Genomic DNA, 21,796 nt, shown 5'->3' with positions numbered 1-21,796 from the left:
TCAACTGATCACGATCGGTCGCCCGCGAGGGCGTCGACCAGACGGCGGCACGAGCCGGCCAGGTTCCAGCGCTGCGCCAGCTCCAGCAGCCGGTCCGGATTTCTCGGCGCCGTCGGCAGTGCCGGGTCCAGCTCGGGCAGCGGCACGTCGGTGGCGACCCGGACCACCTTCGGCGCCACCGCCAGGTAGTCGCGGGCGGCGTCGAGCTTGGCCCGCAGCCCCGGCGCGAATCCGGAGCGCGGGTCGTCGAGCGCGGCCAGGATGCCGTCGAGGCCGCCGTAGCGGTCGATCAGCCGGGCGGCGGTCTTCTCGCCGACCCCGGTGACGCCGGGCAGGCCGTCGCTGGGGTCGCCGCGCAGCGCCGCGAAGTCGGCGTACCGGTCGGCGGGCACGCCGTAACGGGTGCGGACCGCCGCGTCGTCGCAGTCGTCCAGCTTGGCCACGCCCCGGCCGACGTAGAGCAGGCGCACCGGGTGCGCGTCGTCGACGAGCTGAAACAGGTCGCGGTCGCCGGAGACCACCTCGACCGGGCCCGGCTGGGTCACCGAGAGCGTGCCGAGCACGTCGTCGGCCTCGTAGCCGGTGGCGCCCACGGCGGGGATGCCGAGCGCATCCAGCACCTCGAGGATCATCGGCACCTGCGGGGACAACGTGTCCGGCACGACCTCGCCGCCCTCGGGCGCGACCCGGTGCGCCTTGTACGACGGCAGCAGCTCGACCCGCCACGCCGGCCGCCAGTCGTGGTCGAGCGCGCAGATCATGCGGTCGGGCCGGCGGGTGCGCACGAGCTGGGCGAGCATGTCGAGGAAGCCGCGTACGGCGTTCACCGGCTGGCCGTTGTCGGTCTTCGCGGCCGACTCGGGGATGCCGAAGTAGGCGCGGAAGTAGAGGCTGGGGGAGTCGATCAGGAGGATCGGCTGTCGGTGTGCCACGGCGACAAGCCTTCCACAGCCCTGTGACGAGATGGGGGAGGCGACCGCCGGGCCGGAAACCCGGGCGCGCGCGGGGCGCGGCATGAGCAGACTGGCGGGGTGAGCTTCGTACCCGGCCTGACCCTGGCCCGCCGGTTCCACGACGAGGTGGTGGGTCCGCTGCTGGCGCGGCGGCTGCCCGGCCTGCCGTACTCCGCCGGTCTGCTCGACGGCGGCTCCGAGCTGCTCGGCCTCGACACGCCCCGCTCCACCGACCACGACTGGGGTCCGCGTACCCAGGTCTTCGTGGGCAGGACGCACGACGTGGCGCCGGTACGGGCGGTGCTGGACGCGGAGTTGCCGGCGCGGTTCCTCGGCTGGCCGACCCGGTACGCCGGCGGGCCGGAGGCGCGGCTCGGCACGGTGCACGCCGACGGCGACCGGCACGGCGTGACGGTGGACGAACTCGGCGGCTGGCTGCGCGACCGGCTCGGCACCGATCCGCGCGCCGGGATGTCGGTGGCGGACTGGCTGGCGACGCCGACGCAGCGCCTGGCCGAGCTGACCGGGGGAGCGGTGTTCCACGACGGGCTCGACGGCGCGCTCACCGGTGTCCGCGCCCGGCTCGCGTGGTATCCGGACGACGTGTGGCGGCACGTGCTGGCCTCCGGGTGGCAGCGGGTCGCCCAGGCCGAGCACCTGGCCGGCCGCTGCGCCGAGGTCGGCGACGACCTGGGCAGCCGGGTCGTGGTCGCCGGGCTGGCCCGGGACCTGATGCGCCTCGGTCTACTGCTGCACCGGCGCTGGCCCCCGTACGCGAAATGGCTCGGCACGGTGTTCGCGACGCTGCCGGACGCGGCGCCGGTGGCAGACGGGCTCGGCGCCGCGCTCGGCCCGGGTGACTGGGCGGCCCGGCAGCCCGGCCTGGTCCGGGCGCTGGAGACGGTGGCCGGCTGGACGAACGACGCCGCGCTGGCGCCGCCGGTGGACCCGGCGGCGCGGCCGTTCCACGACCGGCCGTTCCTCGTGCTGCACGCCTGCCGGTTCGTCGAGGCGCTGCGGGCCGCGATCAGCGACCCGGAGTTGCGCGAGCGTCCGCCGGTGGGCGCGGTGGACCAGTACGTGGACAGCGTGGACGTGCTCACCCACCCCGACCGCGCCCGCCGGGTGACCGCGGCGGTTGTCGGCCCGCCGGGCGGGGCCTAGACTCCGATTCGAGTCGCATCGATCCGCGACTGTCTATCTCGTCTCCGAGGGTCCGGGCCGCCCGTCGCAGGCGCCTCGCCGGCGAGAACGCCGCGTCGCGCGGCGTTCCCACCACCGAGGAGAACAGCATGCTGTCCAGAAAGAGCAGACTCCGGCTGCTCGGCGCGGCGCTGGCCGCTGCCGGGCTCGCCGTGGCGGCGGCGCTCGCCGTCCCCGGTCCGGCCTCGGCCGCCGCGCTGACCGAGGTGACGAACTTCGGCACCAACCCGAGCAACCTGCGCATGTACCTGTACGTCCCGGACACCGTGGCGGCCCGTCCCGGGCTGCTCGTGGTGAACCACTACTGCACCGGCAGCGGCCCGGCCATGTACTCGGGCACCCAGTTCGCGGCGCTCGCCGACCGGTACGGCTACATCGTGATCTACCCGTCGGTGACCCGCAGCAGCAAGTGCTTCGACGTCTCCTCGCCCCAGGCGCTGCGTCGGGACGGCGGCAGCGACCCGGTGGGCGTCAAGTCGATGGTGGACTACGTACGCCAGCGCTACCCGGTCGACTCGCAGCGAATCTTCACCACCGGCACCTCGTCCGGGGCGATGATGACGAACGTCCTGCTCGGCGACTACCCGGACGTGTTCCGCGCCGGCGCCGCCTTCGCCGGTGTGCCGTTCGGCTGTTTCGCCACCACGAACGGCTCGGAGTGGAACAGCGAGTGCGCCAACGGTCAGGTGCTGAAGACCCCGCAGCAGTGGGGTGACCTGGTGCGCAACGCCTACCCCGGCTACACCGGTCCGCGCCCGCGGATGCAGATCTGGCACGGCACCAACGACGAGACGCTGCGCTACCCGAACTTCGGCGAGCAGATCGACCAGTGGACGAACGTCAACGGGTTGAGCCAGACGCCCGACTACACGGACAGTCCGCAGCCCGGCTACACCCGTACCCGCTACGGCGGCACCGGCGGCACCGCGACCGTCGAGGCGATCAGCATGCAGGGCGTCACGCACAACCTGCCGGTGGACGCGGCGCAGGTCATCCGCTTCTTCGGCCTGGACTTCAGTTCGCCGCCGCCCACCACGGCCGTCCCCACCACGCCTGCGCCGACGACGCCTGCGCCGACGACGCCTCCGCCCACCACTCCGCCTCCGCCCACCACGACGCCGCCGACCACGCCGCCGGCGTCGGGCGCCTGCCGGGTCGGGTACGTGGTGAACGCCTGGAACAACGGCCTGACCACCGCGGTGACGATCACCAACACGTCCACCACGGCGATCAACGGCTGGAACCTCGCGTTCACGTTGCCGGGCGGCCAGACGATCACCGGCGGCTGGAACGCCACGTACAGCCCGTCCAGCGGCGCGGTGACCGCCCGCAACGTGTCCTACAACGCGTCGATCCCGCCGGGCGGCTCGGTGGACATCGGCTTCCAGGCCACCCACACCGGCAACACCGGCCGGCCCGCCTCGTTCACGCTGAACGGGAGCACCTGCACGACCGCCTGATCCGCCCGTACGACGAGGTGGTGGCGTCCCGCCACGGCGACGCCACCACCCCGCTCGGGCATGAGCGCCGCGCCGGCGGGTACCCGTGCCGGACGGACACCGGCGGGAACCGAAGGAGCGGATATGAAGGTCCGAAGCTCCCTGCGCGCGCTCAAGCGCAAGGCCGACTCGATCGTGGTCCGGCGCCGGGGCAAGCTGTTCGTCCTCAACAAGTCCGACCGGCGGCAGAAGGCCCGGCAGGGCTGAGCTCGATGGCCGACATCCTGATCACCGGGGCCGGCAGCGGGCTCGGCCGGGGCACCGCGCTCGGGCTGGCCCGCGACGGCCACCACGTGATCGCCGCCGCGCAGGTCTGGCCCCAGGTCCGCGAACTGCGCGCCGAGGCGCAGCGGGCCGGCGTCACCCTGGACGCGATCAAGCTGGACGTCACCGACCCGGCCGACCGGGCCGCCGCGGCCCGGCACCGGGTGGACATCCTGGTGCTCAACGCCGGCGTGCAGGAGGCCGGCGCGGTGGTGGAGATCCCGATGGAGCGGGTCCGCCGGTCGTTCGAGGTGAACGTGTTCGGCCACCTGCACCTGGCGCAGGACCTGGTGCCGCCGATGCTGGCCCGGGGCGCGGGAAAGGTGGTCTGGGTGTCCTCGGCGGTGGGCGTACGGACCCGTCCCTTCATCGGCGTCTACGCCGCCACCAAACACGCGATCGAGGCGCTGGCCTGGGCCATGAAGGGCGAGCTGGAACCGCGCGGGGTACGCGTCGCGGTGATCAGCCCGGGCCCGTACCGGACCGGGTACAACGACACCGGCGTGGAGACCATGTCCCAGTGGTGGACGAGTCCGGAGCCCTGCTGCCCCGTCCCGACTTCGGCGACTACCTCGGCCACCAGCGCGATCCGCAGGAGATGATCGACGAGATGGTCCGGGTGGTCCCGGCCGGGGAGCACCCGTACCGCACCACGTATCCGCCGTCGCTGCGCGAGCAGCTCAGGCAGTTCGAGACGCAGGTGTGGGACGCGACGTCGTGACGGCGGTGGCCGGGGGGCCGTCCACCTCGGAGCGCCCGGTCACACGCGCGAGCGCGGAGGCGGCGAGCGGCCGGTAGATCCGTACCGAGTCGGCGAGCACGGAGAAGTGCGACCCCGAGTTGTCGCCGTGGTAGCGGGTGGCGATGTCCACCTGTTCGACCGGCAGCCCGGCGCGCACCACCCGCAGCAGCACGTTCATCTCGTACTCGAAGCGGTCACCGGGGATCGTGGTGAGCCAGCCGAGCAGGGCGGCCGGGTGGGCGCGCAGCCCGGTCTGGGTGTCCCGCACGTCCCGGCCGGTCGCCAGCCGGAACGCCACCCGGGTCGCCGCGTTGCCGAACCGGCTGCGCGCCGGGACCTCGCCGTCGAACTCGCGTACGCCCAGCGTCGTCGCGCCGGTGGCGCGCGTCCGCTCGGCCACCGCGCACACGTCGGGCACGCCGTGCTGGCCGTCGGCGTCCACACAGACCACGTCACGCCCGGGGAGGTGCGTCGAGGCGTACCGGAAGCCGGTGCGCAGCACCACGCCCTTGCCCCGGTTGACCCGGCGGCGCAGCACCGTCGCGCCCTGGTCGCGGGCCGCGCGCAGCACCCCGTCGGCGGCCGGGCCGCTGCCGTCGTCGACGACGAGCACCCCGGCGCCGGGCAGCGCCGCCCGCAGGTCGCCGACCAGCGGCGGCAGCCGGTCACCGGGCCGGTACACCGGCACGAGCACGATCACGGAACCTCCCGGGTGGACTCGCCCGCCGGCACGGCCCGCCGGGTCGATCGAGGACGCTCGTACCCCCGGCGCGCGGTGGTGAATCACCGCCGGGGCGTGAGGCGTCCGATCCGGTCGGCGGCGCGGGTCAGCGCCCGCTCGCGGCGCAGCGACGCCTCCGGGGTACGCACACCGAGGAGGCCGATCCGGCTCAGTGCCCGGGCGGCCCGCTCCCGCCGGACGGGCACCGGGTCGGGGGCGGTCACCGGCACGTCGGTCAGCGCCGGGCCGGACAGGCCGAGCACGCGTGCGGCCAGCATCCGGACGCGGGGCAGGTGCCACGGGTGGGAGACCAGCCCGAGCGGGTGCCGCGCGGTGAACTCCGCCGCGCCCAGCAGCCCGTCCTGGACGGTGTGCGCCAGGTTCTGCAGTGTGGTGCGGGAGCGGGTCTCGGCCGCCGACCGGGCGTACGCGTCGAGGCCGGCCTCGCGCGCCAGCGCCCGCATCAGCTCCGCCTCCCGGTATCCGGCGGGCGGGCCGGGCGCGCCGGCCCGGCTGTGCGGCCAGCCGCCGGTGAACACGACGCGGGCGTCCGGCGCGCGGCGGAACGCCTCGGCGTGCGCGCGGACGTAGGCCACCGCGGCCTCGGTGCGCGCGACGCTCTCCGCGGTGAGCCGGTAGCCGTCGTCGCCGGCCACCACCCCGCGGCCGAAGACCAGCAGCACGGTGGCGGGAGGCGTCATCCCTTCACGGTACGGCCCGGATCACTCGTCGTCCGGCGGCCAGGGTGGCGTGCCGACGCCGGTGATGCGGACACCGCCCCACGGGTCCACCTCGGCCAGCCGGGCCCTGGTGACCCGCTCGCCGATCCGGACCTCCACGTCCCGGCGGCCGGAGCGCAGCAGCCGCACCAGGCGCGGCTCCGGCTCGACCCGCCCGGCCCAGTGGTAGCGGCCGTCGACCGGCTCGAACCGGCCGCCGCCGTGCAGCCGTACCGTGGTGCCGGCGACCTGGGCCGTGCCCTCCCAGGTCACCTGTCGATCCGTTCGTGCGCGCGGGTCAGCTCCGGTGGCAGGTCCGCGCCCCGGCGGACCCCCTCGATGCCGCTCCACAGCAGCGTGGTCAGGTATTCGGTGAGCGCGGCCCGGTGGATCGGCTGCCCGTGCGTGGTCCACCAGTCGCCGACCGCCTGGACGAACCCGACCAGCCCGTACGCCCACGGCTCGGCCGGGCCGGCGTCGAGTCCGAGCGCGCGCAGCCGGTCGCCGATGACCCGGGCCAGCCCGGTCGCGACCTGCCGGCTGGTGCCGGTGACCACCTGCTGGATGCCGGGATGCCCGGACTCGTGCACGAGGAACCGGTAGAGCGACGGCTCGTACTCGACCACGCTCAGGTACGCGTCGATCGTCGCCTCGACCAGCGCGCGCTCCTCGCGTACCTGCTCCACGGCGGGCGCGATGGCGGCCACCACGCGCGCCGCGACCATCTCGCTGACCGCCAGCCAGAGTTGTGCCTTGTCGGCGAAGTAGCGGTAGAGCACCGGTTTGCTGACTCCGGCGGTGGCGGCGACCTGGTCCATGTCGACGTTCGGGCCGTGCCGCAGCAGTGCCTGGACGGCGGCGGCGATCAGTTCCTGCCGCCGCTGCTCGCGGTGGTCGGCCCAGCGGTCGCGCCGCCCGCCGGAGCGGGGTGCGGCCGGCTCCCCGGGGGAGTCGGGGCCATTGACATCGGCGGTGGTGCGTCGCATGCTACCACTCGTAACAGTTACTCGAAGTTACGTCAATATGGAGGGGTCATGGCCGGATTCCCGCGCGAGGCGGTCGCCGACCGCCTGCTCTCCGCCTCGGTGCGCACCAGCTACGACCCGATGGTCGACATCGACTGGTCGGCGCCACCGGTGCCCGGCGCGTACTGGCTGCCGCCGTCGCGCAGCAGCCTCTACGGCACTCCACTGTGGGACGGGCTGACCGAGGAGCAGCGGGTCGAGCTGACCAAGCACGAGGTCGCCAGCGCGGCCAGCGCCGGGATCTGGTTCGAGACGATCCTCATGCAGATGCTGATCCGGCAGTACTACGACGCGGACCCGACCAGCCGGCACGCCCAGTACGCGCTCACCGAGGTCGCCGACGAGTGCCGGCACTCCATCATGTTCGGGCGGCTCATCGAGGCCGCGGGCGCCCCGGTCTACCGCGCCGAGCCGTTCGACCACCTGCTCGGGCGCTGGCTCAAGTCCACCGCGACCGGCCCGCAGATGTACGCGGCCATCCTGATCGCCGAGGAGATCCTCGACTCGTTCCAGCGCGAGATCGTGGCCGACGAGTCGTTGCAGCCCCTGATCCGGATGGTGTCGCGCATCCACGTGGTGGAGGAGGCGCGGCACGTGCGCTTCGCCCGCGACGAGCTGACCCGGCAGGTCGAGGCCGCCGGACCGGTGGCGCTCGCGTACGCGCGGCTGGTGATCGGCCGGGCCGCGTACTCGATCACGCGGCGCCTGGTGCACCCGCGGGCGTACGCGGCGGTGGGGATCGACCCGGCGGCCGGGCGCGCCGCGGCGCGCGCGAATCCGCACTGGCGGGCCACGCTGCGCTGGTCCGCGCAGCGGATCGCCGACCACCTGACCGACCTGGGTCTCGTCGCCGGTCCGGGCCGGGCGCTGTGGCGCCGGGCCGGCCTGGTGGAGGGCTGACCGGCGGCGACCCGAAGGGGAAAGGATCGCCGCCGGCCGCCCGGTCAGGAGGTGGGGAAGTTGTCGGCGGTGCGGATCCGGTCGCGCATGTACGCGCCGGACTCGGTGAGCACCGACGTGCCGCTGAACGAGCCGGACGCGCAGGTGCCCGGCCGGAGCGCCGCCGAGCCCTCGGGGGCGTCGGAGAACGTCCAGTTGGCGTAGCTGATCTTCAGCCGGTCGAGCAGGTCGAGCCAGGCGTTGCTGCTGGCGGTGTCGACGGCGCCGTCACCGGTGTAGGTGACGGTGCCGAACTCGGTGACGAACAGCGGGAGCCGGCTCGCCGCGCGCTGCACCTCGTTGCGGTAGTTGTCCTGGTGCGACGCGGCGTAGAAGTGGAACGTGTACATGATGTTCTGCGCCCGCACCGGGTTGTTCACGATCTCGTCGGAGTTGCTGCCGTCGGAGACGCCCAGCGAGGACCAGCCGCGGGTGCCGACGACGATCACCGCGTCCGGGTCGTTGGCCCGGATCACCGGGATGACCTGCTCGGCGTAGGTGCGGATGGTCGACCAGCTGACCCCGTTGGGCTCGTTGGTGATCTCGTAGATCACGTTCTTCTTCGCGGCGTTGCGCGCCGACACGTTGGCGAAGAACGTCTTGGCCCGGTCCAGGTTGTACATCGGGTCGCCGGGGGTGAGCGTGTGGAAGTCGATCAGGGCGTACATGCCCCGGGCCTCGGCCTTGTCCACGAGCGTGTTCACCTGGGCGGTGAATCCGGCCGGGTTGGTCTCGTAGCCCTGCTCCTGCACGTACATCGACACGCGAAGCAGGTCGGAGCGCCACTCGTTCGCCAGCGCGTCCAGTGAGGCGTCGGTGTAGCAGTTGGCGAACCACTGCAACCCGTGCGTGCTCATGCCGCGCAGCTGGATCGGCCGTCCGTACTGGTTGCAGAGGTTGACGCCGCACACCTGGAGCTGGCCGTTGATCGCGACCGGCGTGGTGCCGGTCGGCGGCGGCGGGGTGGTGGGGGGCGGGGTGGTCGGCGGGGGAGTGGTCGGCGGCGGCGTGGTCGCGGGCGGCGGGGTGCTCGTGCCGCCGGTGCAGGCCGTGCCGTTGAGCGTGAACGACGTGGGGTTCGGGTTCGCGCCGGTCCACGAGCCGTTGAAGCCGACGGTCGTGCTCGCGCCGGTGCCGAGCGCGCCGTTGTAGTCCAGGCTGCGCGCGGTGACCGCCGAGCCGCTCTGCTGCCAGGTGGCCGACCAGCCCTGCACGACGCGCTGGCCACCGTCGGGGAAGGTGAAGCCGAGCGTCCAGTTGCTCACCGGGTCACCGAGGTTGCGCACCACCACGCTCGCGGTGAAGCCGCCGGGCCAGGAGTTGGTGGTGTAGGTGACGGCGCAGCCGGTCGCCGCCATCGCGTTCGGCGACGGCAGGACGGCCGCCGCCGCGAGGGCGAGCGCGCCGACCGCGCCGCCGACGAGCAGGTGCCGCCGGGACGGGCGGGGAATCGAGAACATGCGGGAAGGTCCCATCGCTTGATGGTGATCGGACGGTGCCCGTCGTGAACCTGCCCGGTGAGCCCGACGCGGCGGCCTGGGGGAGCGCTCCCACGGCCGAGCGTAGAGGTGGACGCCGATGCGTGCAACAGTCGCGGCTCAGCGGCCGCCGCGCCGCCCGCCGTAGAGCCGCAGCGCGTTGCACACGTCGAACACGCCCGGTACGTCCCAGGCCAGCTCGGCGGCGACCAGGCGCGTCTGCGGGTCGGCCACCAGGCCGGCCAGGATGACCACCCGGTTCTGCACGGTCACGGTGATCTGCTGCCGCCGGGTGGTCCAGTCGGCGCTGAGCCGCTGCGCGACAAGCGACGCGAGCCGGGTGTCGGCGTCGTCGGGCTCCGGCCCGCCGCCGGTGAAGGGGAACTCGGGGTACGGCCAGGGCATCACCACGGGGAGGGCTCCTTCTGTTCGGTCAGGACCGGTCGCCGGGACGCGGGCCCCGGCGCCGGGGCGCGGCCGTCGACGACGGTGAAGACGCCGTCGAGCCGCATGGTGTGCAGCACGGTGAGCACGAACCGAGACGGCGACACCAGGCCCAGCCGCCGGCCGTCGCGCCGGGCGTCCTGGTGGGCGCGCACCAGCAGGCTGAGCCCGGCGGAGTCGATCACCTCGAGCCCGGACAGGTCGACCAGCTCCATCCCGTCGCGCAGGGAGCGCTCGGCGAGGGCCCGGCGTACCGCCGCGGACGGGTCCACGTCGTGCGCCGCCGGGGTACCCGCGACCTGTTCCAGGTCGTCCAGGCCCAGGCCGTCGTCGGCGATGGCCGCCCGGGTGCTGCAGCGGGGGCAGTGGTGCGGGCCGGACGCGAACGGGGAACCGACCCAGTCGTGCTCGAACACCAGCGTCCACACCACCTCGGCGTCGGGAAGCGTGGCGCCGGTACCGGTGACGCTGTCGCCGCAGCCGTCACAGATGAGCATCATCAGGTGCTCCGCTGGTACGACAGTCACACCTCCTCCTTCCGCCGGCCGCCCGGCGCGGGCGGCGTCTGACCCTCCGCCTCCGGCCGGCCCGCGGCGACCACCGCCAGCACGACCGCCACGGCGGCGAAACCGGACTGCACCACCAGCGGCAGCACCGGCGATCCGTCGGTGCGCCGGTCCACCAGCCCGACCACGATCGCGCCCAGCAGCGCGGCCGCCACACCGAGCGCGAGTGTCAGCCAGACCGGGACAGCCTTGCGCCCCGGCAGGACGAGCCGTCCCAGCCCGCCGACTGCCAGGCCCACCACGAGCGCTCCGACGAGCGTGCTGCCGGTCACCACTCCTCCTCAGCGTGATTCGGACGCGACCCGGGCCCGGCCGCGCGCGGCCGGACGGGGCGTGTCGACGACGGGTACGGCGCCCAGCCCGGAGGTCTCCAGGATCCGCCGGATGCGCGGGTGCGGATTGCTCAGCGTGAGCACGCCGCCCTGCCGCGCGAGCCGTCGGTGCACGTCCAGCAGCAGCGCGACGGCGGCGGCGTCCACATGCCGGCACGCGGCGAGGTCGATCGTCAGCTCGCGGGGCCGCAGCGCGAGGATGCGGTCCAGCACGTGGGCGACCTCGGGCAGCCCGGCGAGGTCCAGCTCGTCGGTGATGTCCACGCGCACGTGCGGCACGGCGGACTCCGGCGGGGACGGCAGGGTTGCGGGCATCGGGTCGCTTCCGTGGTGGGACGAGGTCAGACCCCACTCTGCGCAGGGATCTTGGAGGTCCCCGGACGGTTGTATGACGGTTCGATGACAAAAACCACGAACGGCCCACGCGATTGGGCTCCCCGTGGCACGCCGGTCATGATGCCCATATGACGGCCGTACTGGTGATCGAGGACGACGACCGCATCCGGCTCGCGCTGCAGCTCGCCCTGGAGGAGGAGGGCTACGACGCGTACGGCGCGCCGACCGCGGAGGACGGCTTGCGCCGGCAGCGGGAGAAGCCGGCGGACTACGTGCTCGTCGACCTCATGCTGCCCGGCATGAACGGGTTCGACTGCATCCGTCAGCTGCGCCGCGACGACGACGTGCCGGTCGTGGTGATCAGCGCCCGCGACGACACCCACGACATCGTCGCCGCGCTGGAGGCCGGCGCCGACGACTACGTGGTGAAGCCGGTCGCGATCAAGGAGCTGTCGGCCCGGCTGCGGGCGCTGCGCCGGCGCGTACGCACGGTGGCCGGGCCGGTGCCCGCCCAGTTCTTCGGCGACCTGGAGATCAGCGCGGAGGCCGGCGAGGTGCGGCGCTCGGGCCGGCCGGTGCCGGTGACCCGCACCGAGTTCCGGCTGCTCTGCGAGCTGGCCGAGCACGCCGGCCGGGTGCTGTCGCGCCAGCAGCTGCTCAGCCGCGTCTGGGGCTACGAGACCGGCGACGAGCGGCTCGTCGACGTGCACGTGGGCCGGCTGCGCCAGAAGATCGAATCCGACCCGGCCAACCCGCGCCACCTGGTCACCCTGCGCGGCCTCGGCTACAAGCTCCAGCGATGACCCGCCCCGGCCTGCGCGCCCGGGTCACCGCGGCGTTCGCCGTCGGTGCGTTGCTGCTGTCGGCGCTGATGGCCCTCTTCTCGTACGACCTGACCCGGCGCTCGCTGCTCGACGAGCGGGAGCGCACCGCGATCCGGGCCGCCTACTACGACGCCGCGGTGGTCCGCTCCGGCCTCGACACCGGCACCCCGGACGTGGTGGCCGTGCTGCGCTCGCTCGACACCGGCAGCACCCGCCGGCCGCTGCTGCACCTGCCCGACGGGTGGTATGCCCGTACCGCCGACGTGGGCGCCAGTTCGGTGCCGGTGGAGTTGCAGCGCATGGTGGCCGACGGCAAGCCCGCGGTGCAGCGGATCCGGCTCGACGGGCAGCCCGCGCTGCTGGTCGGCGTGCCGTTGCCCGGGGCGCTCGGCTACTACGAGCTGACGTCGCTGCGGGAGGTCGAGGAGACGTTCCAGGTGGTGGGGCTGGCGCTGATCGCCGTGGCGATCATGGTCGCCGGAGCGGGCGCAGCGCTCGGCTGGTACGCCACCCGGCACAGTCTGCGTCCGCTCACCGCCGTCGCCGACGCGGCGGAGCGGATCGCGGCGGGCGACTTCGCCACCCGGCTCGACCCGACCACCGATCCCGACCTCACCCGCCTGTCCAGCTCGTTCAACGAGATGGTCGACAAGCTGGTGCACCGCATCGAGCGGGACCGGCGCTTCGCCGCCGACGTGAGCCACGAGCTGCGCTCGCCGCTGCAGACTCTGGCCGCCGCCGCGAGCGTGCTCCACCGCCGCCGGGAGCACCAGGACGAGCGCACCGCCACCGCGGCGGGTCTGGTCGCCGACGAGGTGACCCGCTTCCAGCGCCTGGTCGACGACCTCATCCAGCTGGCCCGCACCGAGCAGCCGGCCCACCGCGAGACGGTCGACGTGGTGGAGCTGGCCCGCGCCACCTGCCGGGAACGGTCGCTGCCGGAGAGCCTGGTGTCTCTCGACGGCGACGCCCCGCGCCTGTGGTGGGTCGACCGGCGCCGGTTCGCCCAGACGCTGCTGAACCTCCTCGAGAACGCCGAGCGGTACGGCGGCGGGCCGGTCGCCGTACGTCTCGCCGGGCGCGACGGCGTGGGCGTGCTGGAGGTCGACGACAGCGGGCCGGGCGTGCCGCCCGCCGATCGGGAGATCATCTTCGACCGGTTCGTCAGGGGGCGGGCGGCGCACGACCGGGCCGGCACCGACGGCACCGGCCTCGGGCTCGCCCTGGTGGCGCAGCACGCCGCCGCGCACGGCGGAACGGCCGCCGTACTGGACCGCGCACCCGGCGCCCGCTTCCGCGTCGAACTGCCGGGAGCGCTGCGATGAGCCGGCGGCGGCTCCTGCCCGGCCTGCTCGCGGTCGTGCTGCTGGCCGGCTGCGGGGTGCCGGTGGACGACGAGCCCCGGCTGGTGAAGACGCCACCGGGCGCGTTCCCGACGCCGGCGGTGTCCTCGACGGTGGACGGGGACGGGCGGGTGGACGAGCCGTTCTGCTTCGTCCGGGACGACGGGCTGGTCGTGGTCACGCGCCGGGTGGACGGACTGCCGGGGGTGGACGCGCACCTGCAGCACCTGCTGGCCGGGCCGGACGGCGGCGAGCGCCGCCAGGGGCTGGCCACGGCGCTGCCCGGCACGGTGGCGGTGGCCGGGGCGACACTGACCGGCACGCTGGCCACCGTCGACGTGCGTCAGGCCGGGGAGGAGACCGGCCGCAACGACGAGGTGCTCGCCTTCGGGCAGATCGTGTGCAGCCTCACTCAGCGGCCGGACGTCTACAGCGTGGCGTTCCGCCGGGACGGGCAGCCGCTGGAGGTGCCGCGCGCGGACGGAAGCCTGTCCGCGCTGCCGCTCACCGCCGCCGACTACCGGCCGCTGCTGCCTCGCTGACACGCCCGTACCGGCCCTATGTCCGGATATGACACAAAATCTCCATCGTCCGTTCGGTTGATTTGGCCGTGACCTTTGGTCTAGTGTGGCTGGCACGACCGGTGTGGGAGGGCCACCCGTTCTCCGAGGACAGGAAGGGCAGCATGACCACGATGACCATGGCATCGACCGCCACCGAGGTGCATCGCGCGCCGCAGACCGGTGAGGAGACCCGCGCCAGCGAGCTGATCGCGGCGCTCGCCGCCCTGCCCGCCGACCACCCGCAGCGGGCCGCCCTGCGCAACCAGGTCATCGAGGCGTGGCTGCCGCTGGCGAACCACCTGGCCGCCCGCTACAGCGGTCGCGGCGAGCCGGCCGGCGACCTGGCGCAGACCGCGGCGCTCGGCCTGATCAAGGCGGTGGACCGGTTCGACGCCTCGCGCGGTGTCGACTTCGCCGGCTTCGCCATCCCGACCATCCTGGGCGAGATCAAGCGGCACTTCCGCGACCGCACCTGGAACATCCGGGTCCCGCGCCGCCTCCAGGAGCTGCGGCTGCGCATCTCCGAGGCCAACAGCACGCTGACCCAGACGCTCAACCGGGCGCCGACCGTGGCCGACATCGCCGCCCACCTCGACGTCACCGAGGAAGAGGTGCTCGAGGGCCTGGAGGGCGCCCGCGCGTACAACGCGGTCTCGCTGTCCACCCCGATCGGCGACGGCGACAGCGCCACCGAGCTGGGCGACACGCTCGGCACCGAGGACAACGAGTACGAGCTGGCCGACCTGCGCGCCTCCCTGGGCCCGGCGCTCGCCACGCTCGACGAGCGGGAGCAGAAGATCCTCACGCTGCGCTTCTACGGCAACCTGACCCAGAGCGAGATCGCCGCCCGGGTCGGTGTCTCCCAGATGCACGTGTCCCGGCTGCTCGCCCGCGCCCTGACCAAGCTGCGCGGCCAGCTCACCGAGGCCTGATCGACCCGGACGCGACCCTCACCGGCCCGGCCGGCGGGGGTCGCGTCGTGTGTCACCAGCGCGAGGGCGGGGGCGGCGGCACCACAGGTGGCCGGTCGTCGCAGGTGATGGTGTTCGGCAGCAGCCACGGGGCGAGCCACCCGCCGTCGTTGCCGCCGAGGTCGGTCACTGTGAACTCCGACCCGGCCGGGGTGAAGTGGAACGACCCGCAGTTGTTCACACCGACCGCGCCCACGTGGCGGGCGTCGACGTTCGCGAAGCTCGCCCCGCCCGCCGTCCGCGCGCTGACCACCGACGTGCCGGTGCCGTCGACCCGGATGTCGCGGAAGCGTACGTTGTCGATGCGGACGCTGTCCTTCACCGGCCAGTCGCTGACCAGCATGATCGCGTTGTACGTGCTGTCCAGGTACGCGTCGCCGCTGACCAGGATGTCCGCGGCGTCGATGCTGCGGTCCAGCGCGTAGAACCAGATCGCGCCGAGGCCGATGTTCCAGTTCAGGTCGTACGTGCCGGCGCGCACCGTGGTGTTGCCGGTGATCCGTAGCCGGCCGGTGAACGGCTCGGCCCCGAACCGGGAGCCCACCTGGATCGCGCTGCCCTCGCGTACCGGGTCGGCGATCAGGTTGTGCGCGACGGTCAGGTCGGTGCCGCCGTACAGCGCGATGCCGTTGGCGAGCACCGGCGACTGCACGGTGTTGTACGCGAACGTGTTCGACGCGTTCGCCGTGCCCTCCGACCACATCGCGAGCGCGTCGTCGCCGCTGTTGCGGACCACCGAGTTCGTCACCGACGAGTGCGTGACGCCGGTGTGGAAGTTCAGCCCGTCGGCGATCTGGTCGGCGATCACCGTGTTCGTGACCCGCAGGCCGGTCATCGGCCCGTCGAACCACATGCCGACCTTCGTGTGGTGCAGGTAGAGGCCGTCGATCGTGCTGTGGCTGAGCGCCCCGCCGATGGCGTTGACCTGGTCGGTGTCGATCCGCTCCCGTACGTCGCCCTCGATCGTGAAACCGGACAGGTGCACGTTGCTGCTGCCGCCGTCGGCGGCGTCGCGGCCGTAGAAGCCGACGCCCGTGTGCCGCGAGCCGTCGGGCGCGGGGGTGTCCAGGGCGACCTCGCGTCCCCGCACGATCGTGTACCAGCTCCCGGCCCCGGCGATCGTCACGTCGTCCACGACGACGTGCCGGTTGACCTGGTAGGTACCCGGTGGCAGGTAGAGCGGGCGGTCCACCCGGCGGGCGTACGCGATCGCGTGGTCGAGCGCGTCGGCGGACTCCCGCCGGCCGGTCGGGTCGGCGCCGAACGACAGCGCGTTCACCGCGCGGGGTACTACGCGGGGCGGCGCGACCAGGCGCGAGTCGACCAGGTCGATCACCGTCCAGGCGGCGGCCGTGCCGCGCGGCGCGGTCAGCCGGACCACCTCACCGGCCCGATGGGTACGGCCGAGCAGCAGGCGCTGCTCGTCGTAGAAGTGGTGTGGCCGGAACGGTTTGGTGATCACCGGTGCGGGCGTGGTGGCCGCCGGGACGCAGGAGCACTCGGTGATCCACCAGTCCGGGTGCAGCAGGTCGGCGCCGGGGTCGTTGGTGAACGGGTACTGGTTGTAGAGCCAGGCGTACTGCGAGGTCAGCGTCAGGGTGCGGGCGGGCGCGCGCCCGACGGTCACCCGCAACGGCGCGGTGATCCCACCGCCACCGGGCGCGTCCGGGATGCTGTAGCGCACGGTCAGCGCGTTCGTGGGCCGGGGGAGTGTGAGTTCGACGTACTGGCCGGGCAGCAGGCGCACGGCCCGGCGGCCGGACGCCTCACCGGCGAGTGTGTACGCCGACCGGTCCGGCCCGATCACGGTGCCGGTGGTCCGGCCGTGTTCCGCCTCCTGCTCGACGTAGTCCACTGTCGCGCCGCGCCCGGCCACCAGCGCGGGGTCGAGCCCGGCGCGGGTCACCACGGGAGCCGGTCCGCGCGGCGGGCTCGCCGTGGCGGCGCCGGGCGGGACGAGCAGGGCGGCGGCGACGAGCGCCGCCGCGAGGATCCTCGGCACGCTCCGCGACATCGGAGCACCCACTTTCTCGGGGGACGGGTGGCCCCGGCGGCGCAGGCCATCGACAAGGCTCCTCATGCTATTCCAGCGCTCTGTCGCCTTTCAAGCATCAATCTGCTCGTATCTTTCGGACCGGCTGCGACCGTTCGCGGCAAGACGTGACCGCTCCGGCTGTTCATTTCTTGCAAGAATCCGACGTACGATTGCCGCCGTGACGAAGCGCCTGACCGAGGTGGCCCGCAAGGCGGGCGTCAGCGAGGCGACCGTGAGCCGGGTGCTGAACGGCCGCGGCGGCGTGTCCGAGGCGACCCGGACCGCCGTGCTGACCGCCCTCGACGTGCTCGGATACGAGCGCCCGAGCAAGCTGCGCGGCGAGCGCGCCCGCCTGGTCGGCCTGGTGCTGCCGGAGCTGCAGAACCCGATCTTCCCGGCGCTGGCCGAGGTGGTGACCGGATCGCTCGCGCAGCGCGGCTTCACCCCGGCGCTGTGTGCCCGCACCATCGGCGGCGTACCGGAGTCCGGGTACGTGGAGATGCTGCTCGACCACCAGGTCAGCGGCGTCATCTTCGCCGGCGGCTCGTACGCCCTCGCCGACGCCTCCCACGAGCACTACCGGCGCCTGACCGACCGGGGCCTGCCGGTGGTGCTCGTCAACGCCGGCGTCGAGGAGCTGGGCTTCCCGCGGGTGTCCACCGACGACGCGGTCGCCGTCGAGCAGGCGTACGGGCACCTGCGCTCCCTCGGCCACGAGCGGATCGGCATGGTGCTCGGCCCGGCCGACCACGTGCCCTCGCGCCGCAAGCTCGACGCGATGGTCCGGGCCGCCGGCTGGGGCGAGGACCGGTCCCTGGTGGAGCGGTCCAGCTTCTCCATGGAGGGCGCCCGGGTCGCGGCCACGAAACTGATCGAGCGCGGCGCCACCGGGATCGTCTGCGCCAGCGACGTGCTGGCGCTGGGCACCATCCGGGCCGCCCGCCGCCTGGGCTGCGCCGTGCCGGCCGACGTCTCGGTGGTCGGCTTCGACGACTCGGCGTTCATGACCTGCACCGACCCGCCGCTGACCACTGTGCGGCAACCGATCGAGACGATGGGCCAGGCCGCCGTGGACCTGCTGGTGACCCAGATCGAGGGCGCCGGCGTGCTGCACGACGAGCTGCTGTTCGAGCCCGAGCTGGTGGTACGCGGCTCCACCGCACCCGCCCCTCGCCGCTGACCCCCGGCGGGCTCCGCCCGCCCACCACGCCCACCGCGCCATCTCCGGTCCGGTGGCGGCGAACCGCGCCCGCATGGCCGCGCTCCCACGCCCCAGTCTGCCGTCGCCGCGCTGCCTTCCGCCGTACCGTCGCGTTTTTGCGTTCTTGAGTTCGCATCTTGCTGGCTTCGGTCGGCGTCGCTACAGTGACTCCACTCACACCTGACCCGGGGCGCGGTTTCCGGAGGCAGGGCGCGCGCCGGTTGCCGTTCCACCACCACAGGCACCCGCGCGGTCACCGCACATCAGTGAAGGCCATGGATACACCCGTTCCCGAAGGGATGGACAGATGTCCGTACCGCAGTATCGGAAGGTCGCGGCCGTAGCGCTCGCGGCCGGCCTCGGGCTCAGCCTTGCGGCGTGCTCCACCAAGAGCGACGACAGCAGCGACGCCGGCGGCAAGGTCACCATCACCGTCGACTGCCAGCCGGTCGGCGCGCAGAAGGAACTGCTGAAGAACTGGAACGACGACGTCGCCGAGTTCCAGCGGCAGAACCCGGACATCGTCGTCAAGAGCGTCAGCGTCGGCGAGCAGTGCAACAACCCGCCGGACTTCACCGCCCGTCTCGCCGGCGGCACCGTCACCGACGTCTTCTACGGCTACATGACCGACCTGCAGCAGGTGCTGGACTCCGGCCAGGCGATGGACATCGGCCAGTACGCCACGAAGGACACGATCCCCACCTGGGACAGCGTCGACCCCGCGCTCAAGGAGGTCTTCACCGACGGCGGCAAGCTCTACGCCGTACCGGTGAAGAACTACTCGATGGGCCTGATCTACAACAAGGCGCTGTTCCAGCGGGCCGGGCTCGACGTGAACAACCCGCCGAAGACCTGGCCCGAGGTGCGGGCCGCGGCCAAGAAGATCTCCGCGCTCGGCGACGGCATCGCCGGGTACGCCGAGTACAGCGCCGGCAACACCGGCGGCTGGCACTTCACCTCGCTGCTCTACTCCCAGGGTGGCCAGGTGCTCAGCGCCGACGGCAAGAAGGCCGACTTCAACAACGCGATGGGCAAGCAGGTCCTGCAAAACCTCAAGGACATGCGGTACGGCGACAACAGCATGGGCGCCCGGCAGCTGCTCCAGTGGGGTGACCTGCTCACCAACGCCGGCGCCGGCAAGGTCGGCATGTTCATCGGCGCGCCGGACGCTACCCAGGCGATCGTCAGCCAGTTCCAGGGCAAGTACCAGGACTGGGCGATGGGCCCGCTGCCCGGCCAGGACGGCCCCGCCAAGGCCACGCTCGGCGGCGGCGAGGGTTACTTCTTCAAGAAGGGCCTGAGCCCCGAGCAGGTCAAGGCCGGTCTGAAGTGGCTCGCCTACCAGAAGCTCACCCCCGGCAAGGGCCAGTTCGACTACGTGCGTGCCAAGCCGCAGAACTACCCGGTCGGCCTGCCCCAGCCGCTGCTGTTCGCAGGCGGCAGCGACGCGCAGAAGCAGGAACTGGAGCTGCGCAAGGCCAACGCCAACGTGGACACCACGAACTTCGCGGTCTTCGAGGCGAACCCGGTGCCGATCAAGGGCGAGCCGCGTAACGCCCAGGCCATCTACGCGGTGCTCGACGCCGCGATGTCCGGGGTGCTGACCAACCCGAACGCGAACATCGACGCCCTGCTCAAGACCGCCGAGGACAAGGTCAACCAGCTGCTGGCCGCGCAGAGCTGACCCGACCGGAGGTGGGGCCGGCGCACCGGCCCCACCTCCCCGAGCACCGCAGGAGTCGCCTTGGCGCTCACCACCGCCCCCGGTGCCACCCGCCGTACCGGCCCCGTCGCGCCGCCGCCGTCGCGTACCGCCGGACGCCGCGCCGGCCTCGGCCGCAAGGTCCGGGACAACGTCACCGGGCACACGTTCCTCATCGGCGCTGTCGTCTGCTTCGCCGTCTTCTCCTGGTACCCGATGGTGCGCGGCGTCGTGATGAGCTTCCAGCGCACCCGCCGGGGCGAGACCACCTGGGTCGGCTGGGAAAACTACAGCCGGATCATCGCCGATCCGAGCTTCTGGACCGCCTGGAAGAACACGTTCGTCTTCACCGGCCTGGCGCTGGTGCTCGGCTACCTGGTGCCGTTCTTCGTGGCGATCCTGCTCAACGAGCTGCACCACGCCAAGGGCTACCTGCGGGTGCTGGTCTACCTGCCGGTGATGCTGCCGCCGGCCTCAGCGCTGTTCCTGTTCAAGTTCTACGCGTACGACCCGAGCGAGGCGGGGCTGTTCAACGCGATCCTCACCGCGCTGGGACTGCCCACGTCGGAGTGGATGCAGTCGCAGGCGATGACGATGCCCGCCATGGTGATCGCGTCGACCTGGATGAACATGGGCGGCGCCGTACTGATCTACCTGGCCGCGTTGCAGAACATCCCCGGCGAGCTGTACGAGGCCGCCGAGATCGACGGCGCCGGGGTGTGGCGGCGCATCCGGCACGTGACGATCCCGCAGACCCGGCTGATCCTGGCGCTGCTGGCGATGCTCCAGATCGTGGCCACCATGCAGCTGTTCATCGAGCCGCTGATCCTCGCCAACGGCGCCGGTACGCAGGACTCGGCGACCTCGGTGGCGTACCTGATCTACCAGCACGGGTTCTTCCAGAACGACCTCAACGGCGCCGCCGCGCTCGGCGTGATCATGCTGGTGGTGCTGGCCGGGTTCTCCGCCGTCTACCTGCGACTGACCGCGAGACAGGACTAGGACATGGCCGCCGACACCACCACCCGTACCCTCATCTCGCACGCGCAGCTGCGGCGCGGTCGCGGCCGCGTCCTCTACTGGGTCGTGCTCTCCGCGGTCGTGGCCGGGTTCACGCTGGTGTTCCTCGGCCCGCTGTACTGGATGGTCACCGGCGCGCTGAAGTCCGGCCAGGAGATCGCCCAGACGCCGCCGACGCTGTTCCCGCGCGATCCGCAGCCGGGCAACTACGTCGACGCCTGGACCAACCTGGATCTCGCGAAGCTGCTGTTCAACACGTTCTACTACGCGACCGGGGCGGTGGTGTTCCAGCTCGTCCTCGACACCGCCGCCGCGTACGCGTTGTCGAAGCTGCGCCCGGTGCTGGGCAAGCTGATCCTCGGCATGATGCTGGCGACGCTGATGATCCCGGCGATGGTGCTCATCGTCCCGCAGTACGTCACGGTGATCGACCTGCCGATCGTGCACGTCAACCTGCTCGACTCGCCGTTCGCGATCTGGCTGCCGCTGGTGGCCAACGCGTTCAACATCTTCCTGCTGAAACGGTTCTTCGACTCGATCCCGGAGGACCTGATGGCCGCCGCCATGATGGACGGCGCCTCCCCGCTGCGCACGCTCTGGTCCATCGTCCTGCCGATGTCGCGGCCGATCCTCGGCGTGGTGGCGATCTTCGCGGTGACGGCGGTCTGGAAGGACTTCCTCTGGCCGAAGCTGGTCATGCCGTCACCGGAGACGCGGACCGTCAGCGTCGGCATCTACGCATTCGCCGGCGGCACCCCGATGAACGTGGTCATCGCCGCGTCGGTGATCGCCGCGATCCCCACCGTCGTGCTGTTCCTGATCTTCCAGCGCAACATCATGTCCGGCCTGACCACCGGCGGCCTCAAGGGCTGACCGGCGCCGCCGCACGGCCGCCGCCGTCCACAAGCCCGCCGCA

Annotated in this window: 25 protein-coding genes; 14 read left to right on the top strand and 11 right to left on the bottom strand. The window is 72.7% G+C overall.

The window, feature by feature from the left end:
• Nucleotides 1–8 precede the first annotated feature (8 nt).
• Complete coding sequence (locus O7604_RS24950; RefSeq protein ID WP_281577987.1) at nucleotides 9–932, bottom strand: 5'-3' exonuclease; 924 nt, start codon at nucleotides 930–932, stop codon at nucleotides 9–11.
• A 99-nt stretch (nucleotides 933–1,031) separates the two neighbouring features.
• On the opposite strand from O7604_RS24950, the gene O7604_RS24945 reads away from it, so the two are divergent.
• The 5 genes from O7604_RS24945 to O7604_RS24925 all read left to right on the top strand — a co-directional run bounded on the left by O7604_RS24945 (nucleotide 1,032) and on the right by O7604_RS24925 (nucleotide 4,640).
• Entirely contained in the window at nucleotides 1,032–2,117 is a 1,086-nt protein-coding gene (locus O7604_RS24945; protein ID WP_269706423.1) for a DUF4037 domain-containing protein, read from the top strand.
• 128 nt (nucleotides 2,118–2,245) lie between these two features.
• Nucleotides 2,246–3,616, top strand: coding sequence for a PHB depolymerase family esterase (locus tag O7604_RS24940; protein ID WP_269706422.1), 1,371 nt, complete (start codon nucleotides 2,246–2,248; stop codon nucleotides 3,614–3,616).
• Between the two features lie 123 nt (nucleotides 3,617–3,739).
• Nucleotides 3,740–3,862, top strand: a complete 123-nt coding sequence (locus O7604_RS24935) for a ribosomal protein bL36 (RefSeq protein WP_043324353.1) — start codon at nucleotides 3,740–3,742, stop codon at nucleotides 3,860–3,862.
• Between the two features lie 5 nt (nucleotides 3,863–3,867).
• Nucleotides 3,868–4,521, top strand: coding sequence for an SDR family oxidoreductase (locus O7604_RS24930; RefSeq protein ID WP_269706421.1), 654 nt, complete (start codon nucleotides 3,868–3,870; stop codon nucleotides 4,519–4,521).
• Nucleotides 4,518–4,640, top strand: a complete 123-nt coding sequence (locus O7604_RS24925) for a hypothetical protein (RefSeq protein ID WP_281577986.1) — start codon at nucleotides 4,518–4,520, stop codon at nucleotides 4,638–4,640. The genes O7604_RS24930 and O7604_RS24925 overlap by 4 nt, the downstream gene beginning before the upstream one ends.
• Here the strand turns inward: O7604_RS24925 and O7604_RS24920 are convergent.
• The 4 genes from O7604_RS24920 to O7604_RS24905 all read right to left on the bottom strand — a co-directional run bounded on the left by O7604_RS24920 (nucleotide 4,600) and on the right by O7604_RS24905 (nucleotide 7,087).
• Nucleotides 4,600–5,361 carry a glycosyltransferase family 2 protein gene (locus O7604_RS24920; RefSeq protein WP_269706419.1) on the bottom strand — a complete coding sequence of 254 codons (762 nt, stop codon included), beginning with the start codon at nucleotides 5,359–5,361 and terminating at the stop codon, nucleotides 4,600–4,602. The genes O7604_RS24925 and O7604_RS24920 overlap by 41 nt on opposite strands.
• A gap of 83 nt (nucleotides 5,362–5,444) precedes the next feature.
• Nucleotides 5,445–6,083 (bottom strand): YdcF family protein, encoded by a 639-nt coding sequence (locus tag O7604_RS24915; RefSeq protein WP_269706418.1) that lies wholly within the window; start codon nucleotides 6,081–6,083, stop codon nucleotides 5,445–5,447.
• Between the two features lie 21 nt (nucleotides 6,084–6,104).
• On the bottom strand, nucleotides 6,105–6,374 hold the full coding sequence (locus tag O7604_RS24910) for a DUF4873 domain-containing protein (protein WP_269706417.1): 270 nt from the start codon (nucleotides 6,372–6,374) through the stop codon (nucleotides 6,105–6,107).
• Nucleotides 6,371–7,087 (bottom strand): TetR/AcrR family transcriptional regulator, encoded by a 717-nt coding sequence (locus O7604_RS24905; protein ID WP_281577985.1) that lies wholly within the window; start codon nucleotides 7,085–7,087, stop codon nucleotides 6,371–6,373. The genes O7604_RS24910 and O7604_RS24905 overlap by 4 nt, the downstream gene beginning before the upstream one ends.
• Before the next feature lie 48 nt (nucleotides 7,088–7,135).
• Here O7604_RS24905 and O7604_RS24900 point away from each other — a divergent pair, with 48 nt between their 5' ends.
• Complete coding sequence (locus tag O7604_RS24900) at nucleotides 7,136–8,026, top strand: diiron oxygenase (RefSeq protein WP_281577984.1); 891 nt, start codon at nucleotides 7,136–7,138, stop codon at nucleotides 8,024–8,026.
• Between the two features lie 44 nt (nucleotides 8,027–8,070).
• On the opposite strand, the gene O7604_RS24895 is transcribed toward O7604_RS24900, so the two are convergent.
• From O7604_RS24895 to O7604_RS24875, 5 genes are all read right to left on the bottom strand, one after another.
• A complete protein-coding gene (locus tag O7604_RS24895; RefSeq protein ID WP_281579997.1) occupies nucleotides 8,071–9,525 on the bottom strand; it encodes a cellulase family glycosylhydrolase in 1,455 nt (484 codons plus the stop codon).
• Between the two features lie 138 nt (nucleotides 9,526–9,663).
• On the bottom strand, nucleotides 9,664–9,948 hold the full coding sequence (locus O7604_RS24890) for a BON domain-containing protein (RefSeq protein WP_269707092.1): 285 nt from the start codon (nucleotides 9,946–9,948) through the stop codon (nucleotides 9,664–9,666).
• Nucleotides 9,948–10,514, bottom strand: a complete 567-nt coding sequence (locus tag O7604_RS24885) for an STAS domain-containing protein (protein WP_281577983.1) — start codon at nucleotides 10,512–10,514, stop codon at nucleotides 9,948–9,950. The genes O7604_RS24890 and O7604_RS24885 overlap by 1 nt, the downstream gene beginning before the upstream one ends.
• Nucleotides 10,511–10,825 carry a hypothetical protein gene (locus O7604_RS24880; protein ID WP_269706413.1) on the bottom strand — a complete coding sequence of 105 codons (315 nt, stop codon included), beginning with the start codon at nucleotides 10,823–10,825 and terminating at the stop codon, nucleotides 10,511–10,513. The genes O7604_RS24885 and O7604_RS24880 overlap by 4 nt, the downstream gene beginning before the upstream one ends.
• Nucleotides 10,826–10,834: 9 nt before the next feature.
• Nucleotides 10,835–11,200 (bottom strand): STAS domain-containing protein, encoded by a 366-nt coding sequence (locus tag O7604_RS24875; RefSeq protein ID WP_269706412.1) that lies wholly within the window; start codon nucleotides 11,198–11,200, stop codon nucleotides 10,835–10,837.
• 149 nt (nucleotides 11,201–11,349) lie between these two features.
• Between O7604_RS24875 and O7604_RS24870 the strand changes: the two genes are divergently transcribed.
• The 4 genes from O7604_RS24870 (at nucleotide 11,350) to O7604_RS24855 (ending at nucleotide 14,883) form a co-directional block, all read left to right on the top strand.
• Complete coding sequence (locus O7604_RS24870; protein ID WP_269706411.1) at nucleotides 11,350–12,024, top strand: response regulator transcription factor; 675 nt, start codon at nucleotides 11,350–11,352, stop codon at nucleotides 12,022–12,024.
• Nucleotides 12,021–13,370, top strand: a complete 1,350-nt coding sequence (locus tag O7604_RS24865; RefSeq protein ID WP_281577982.1) for a HAMP domain-containing sensor histidine kinase — start codon at nucleotides 12,021–12,023, stop codon at nucleotides 13,368–13,370. Before O7604_RS24870 ends, O7604_RS24865 begins: the two co-directional genes overlap by 4 nt.
• Nucleotides 13,367–13,930 carry a GerMN domain-containing protein gene (locus tag O7604_RS24860; RefSeq protein ID WP_281577981.1) on the top strand — a complete coding sequence of 188 codons (564 nt, stop codon included), beginning with the start codon at nucleotides 13,367–13,369 and terminating at the stop codon, nucleotides 13,928–13,930. Before O7604_RS24865 ends, O7604_RS24860 begins: the two co-directional genes overlap by 4 nt.
• A 143-nt stretch (nucleotides 13,931–14,073) precedes the next feature.
• Nucleotides 14,074–14,883 (top strand): SigB/SigF/SigG family RNA polymerase sigma factor, encoded by an 810-nt coding sequence (locus O7604_RS24855; protein WP_281577980.1) that lies wholly within the window; start codon nucleotides 14,074–14,076, stop codon nucleotides 14,881–14,883.
• A gap of 52 nt (nucleotides 14,884–14,935) precedes the next feature.
• On the opposite strand, the gene O7604_RS24850 is transcribed toward O7604_RS24855, so the two are convergent.
• Nucleotides 14,936–16,936, bottom strand: a complete 2,001-nt coding sequence (locus O7604_RS24850) for a glycosyl hydrolase family 28-related protein (RefSeq protein WP_281577979.1) — start codon at nucleotides 16,934–16,936, stop codon at nucleotides 14,936–14,938.
• A gap of 199 nt (nucleotides 16,937–17,135) precedes the next feature.
• Here O7604_RS24850 and O7604_RS24845 point away from each other — a divergent pair, with 199 nt between their 5' ends.
• The 4 genes from O7604_RS24845 (at nucleotide 17,136) to O7604_RS24830 (ending at nucleotide 21,753) form a co-directional block, all read left to right on the top strand.
• Entirely contained in the window at nucleotides 17,136–18,137 is a 1,002-nt protein-coding gene (locus tag O7604_RS24845) for a LacI family DNA-binding transcriptional regulator (protein ID WP_194801556.1), read from the top strand.
• A 328-nt stretch (nucleotides 18,138–18,465) separates the two neighbouring features.
• Complete coding sequence (locus O7604_RS24840) at nucleotides 18,466–19,842, top strand: extracellular solute-binding protein (RefSeq protein WP_269706405.1); 1,377 nt, start codon at nucleotides 18,466–18,468, stop codon at nucleotides 19,840–19,842.
• A gap of 60 nt (nucleotides 19,843–19,902) precedes the next feature.
• Nucleotides 19,903–20,862: a sugar ABC transporter permease gene (locus tag O7604_RS24835; RefSeq protein WP_269706404.1), complete on the top strand. Its 960-nt coding sequence runs from the start codon at nucleotides 19,903–19,905 to the stop codon at nucleotides 20,860–20,862.
• A gap of 3 nt (nucleotides 20,863–20,865) precedes the next feature.
• Entirely contained in the window at nucleotides 20,866–21,753 is an 888-nt protein-coding gene (locus tag O7604_RS24830) for a carbohydrate ABC transporter permease (RefSeq protein WP_269706403.1), read from the top strand.
• Nucleotides 21,754–21,796: the final 43 nt, after the last annotated feature.

Source organism: Micromonospora sp. WMMA1947 (assembly GCF_027497355.1).
In the GTDB taxonomy this organism is placed as follows: domain Bacteria; phylum Actinomycetota; class Actinomycetes; order Mycobacteriales; family Micromonosporaceae; genus Micromonospora.
Note: the sequence above shows the minus strand (reverse complement) of the source record. Positions and strands in the feature narration are given on the sequence as shown.

Bases quoted from the DNA above. Each gene is read 5' to 3' on its own strand.
- O7604_RS24855 (WP_281577980.1), top strand. From the start codon at position 14,074: ATGACCACGATGACCATGGCATCGACCGCCACCGAGGTGCATCGCGCG.
- O7604_RS24905 (WP_281577985.1), bottom strand. From the start codon at position 7,087: ATGCGACGCACCACCGCCGATGTCAATGGCCCCGACTCCCCCGGGGAG.
- O7604_RS24900 (WP_281577984.1), top strand. From the start codon at position 7,136: ATGGCCGGATTCCCGCGCGAGGCGGTCGCCGACCGCCTGCTCTCCGCC.
- O7604_RS24875 (WP_269706412.1), bottom strand. From the start codon at position 11,200: ATGCCCGCAACCCTGCCGTCCCCGCCGGAGTCCGCCGTGCCGCACGTG.
- O7604_RS24925 (WP_281577986.1), top strand. From the start codon at position 4,518: ATGATCGACGAGATGGTCCGGGTGGTCCCGGCCGGGGAGCACCCGTAC.
- O7604_RS24940 (WP_269706422.1), top strand. From the start codon at position 2,246: ATGCTGTCCAGAAAGAGCAGACTCCGGCTGCTCGGCGCGGCGCTGGCC.
- O7604_RS24935 (WP_043324353.1), top strand. From the start codon at position 3,740: ATGAAGGTCCGAAGCTCCCTGCGCGCGCTCAAGCGCAAGGCCGACTCG.
- O7604_RS24895 (WP_281579997.1), bottom strand. From the start codon at position 9,525: ATGTTCTCGATTCCCCGCCCGTCCCGGCGGCACCTGCTCGTCGGCGGC.
- O7604_RS24890 (WP_269707092.1), bottom strand. From the start codon at position 9,948: ATGCCCTGGCCGTACCCCGAGTTCCCCTTCACCGGCGGCGGGCCGGAG.
- O7604_RS24860 (WP_281577981.1), top strand. From the start codon at position 13,367: ATGAGCCGGCGGCGGCTCCTGCCCGGCCTGCTCGCGGTCGTGCTGCTG.
- O7604_RS24915 (WP_269706418.1), bottom strand. From the start codon at position 6,083: ATGACGCCTCCCGCCACCGTGCTGCTGGTCTTCGGCCGCGGGGTGGTG.
- O7604_RS24840 (WP_269706405.1), top strand. From the start codon at position 18,466: ATGTCCGTACCGCAGTATCGGAAGGTCGCGGCCGTAGCGCTCGCGGCC.
- O7604_RS24865 (WP_281577982.1), top strand. From the start codon at position 12,021: ATGACCCGCCCCGGCCTGCGCGCCCGGGTCACCGCGGCGTTCGCCGTC.
- O7604_RS24830 (WP_269706403.1), top strand. From the start codon at position 20,866: ATGGCCGCCGACACCACCACCCGTACCCTCATCTCGCACGCGCAGCTG.
- O7604_RS24930 (WP_269706421.1), top strand. From the start codon at position 3,868: ATGGCCGACATCCTGATCACCGGGGCCGGCAGCGGGCTCGGCCGGGGC.
- O7604_RS24850 (WP_281577979.1), bottom strand. From the start codon at position 16,936: ATGTCGCGGAGCGTGCCGAGGATCCTCGCGGCGGCGCTCGTCGCCGCC.
- O7604_RS24870 (WP_269706411.1), top strand. From the start codon at position 11,350: ATGACGGCCGTACTGGTGATCGAGGACGACGACCGCATCCGGCTCGCG.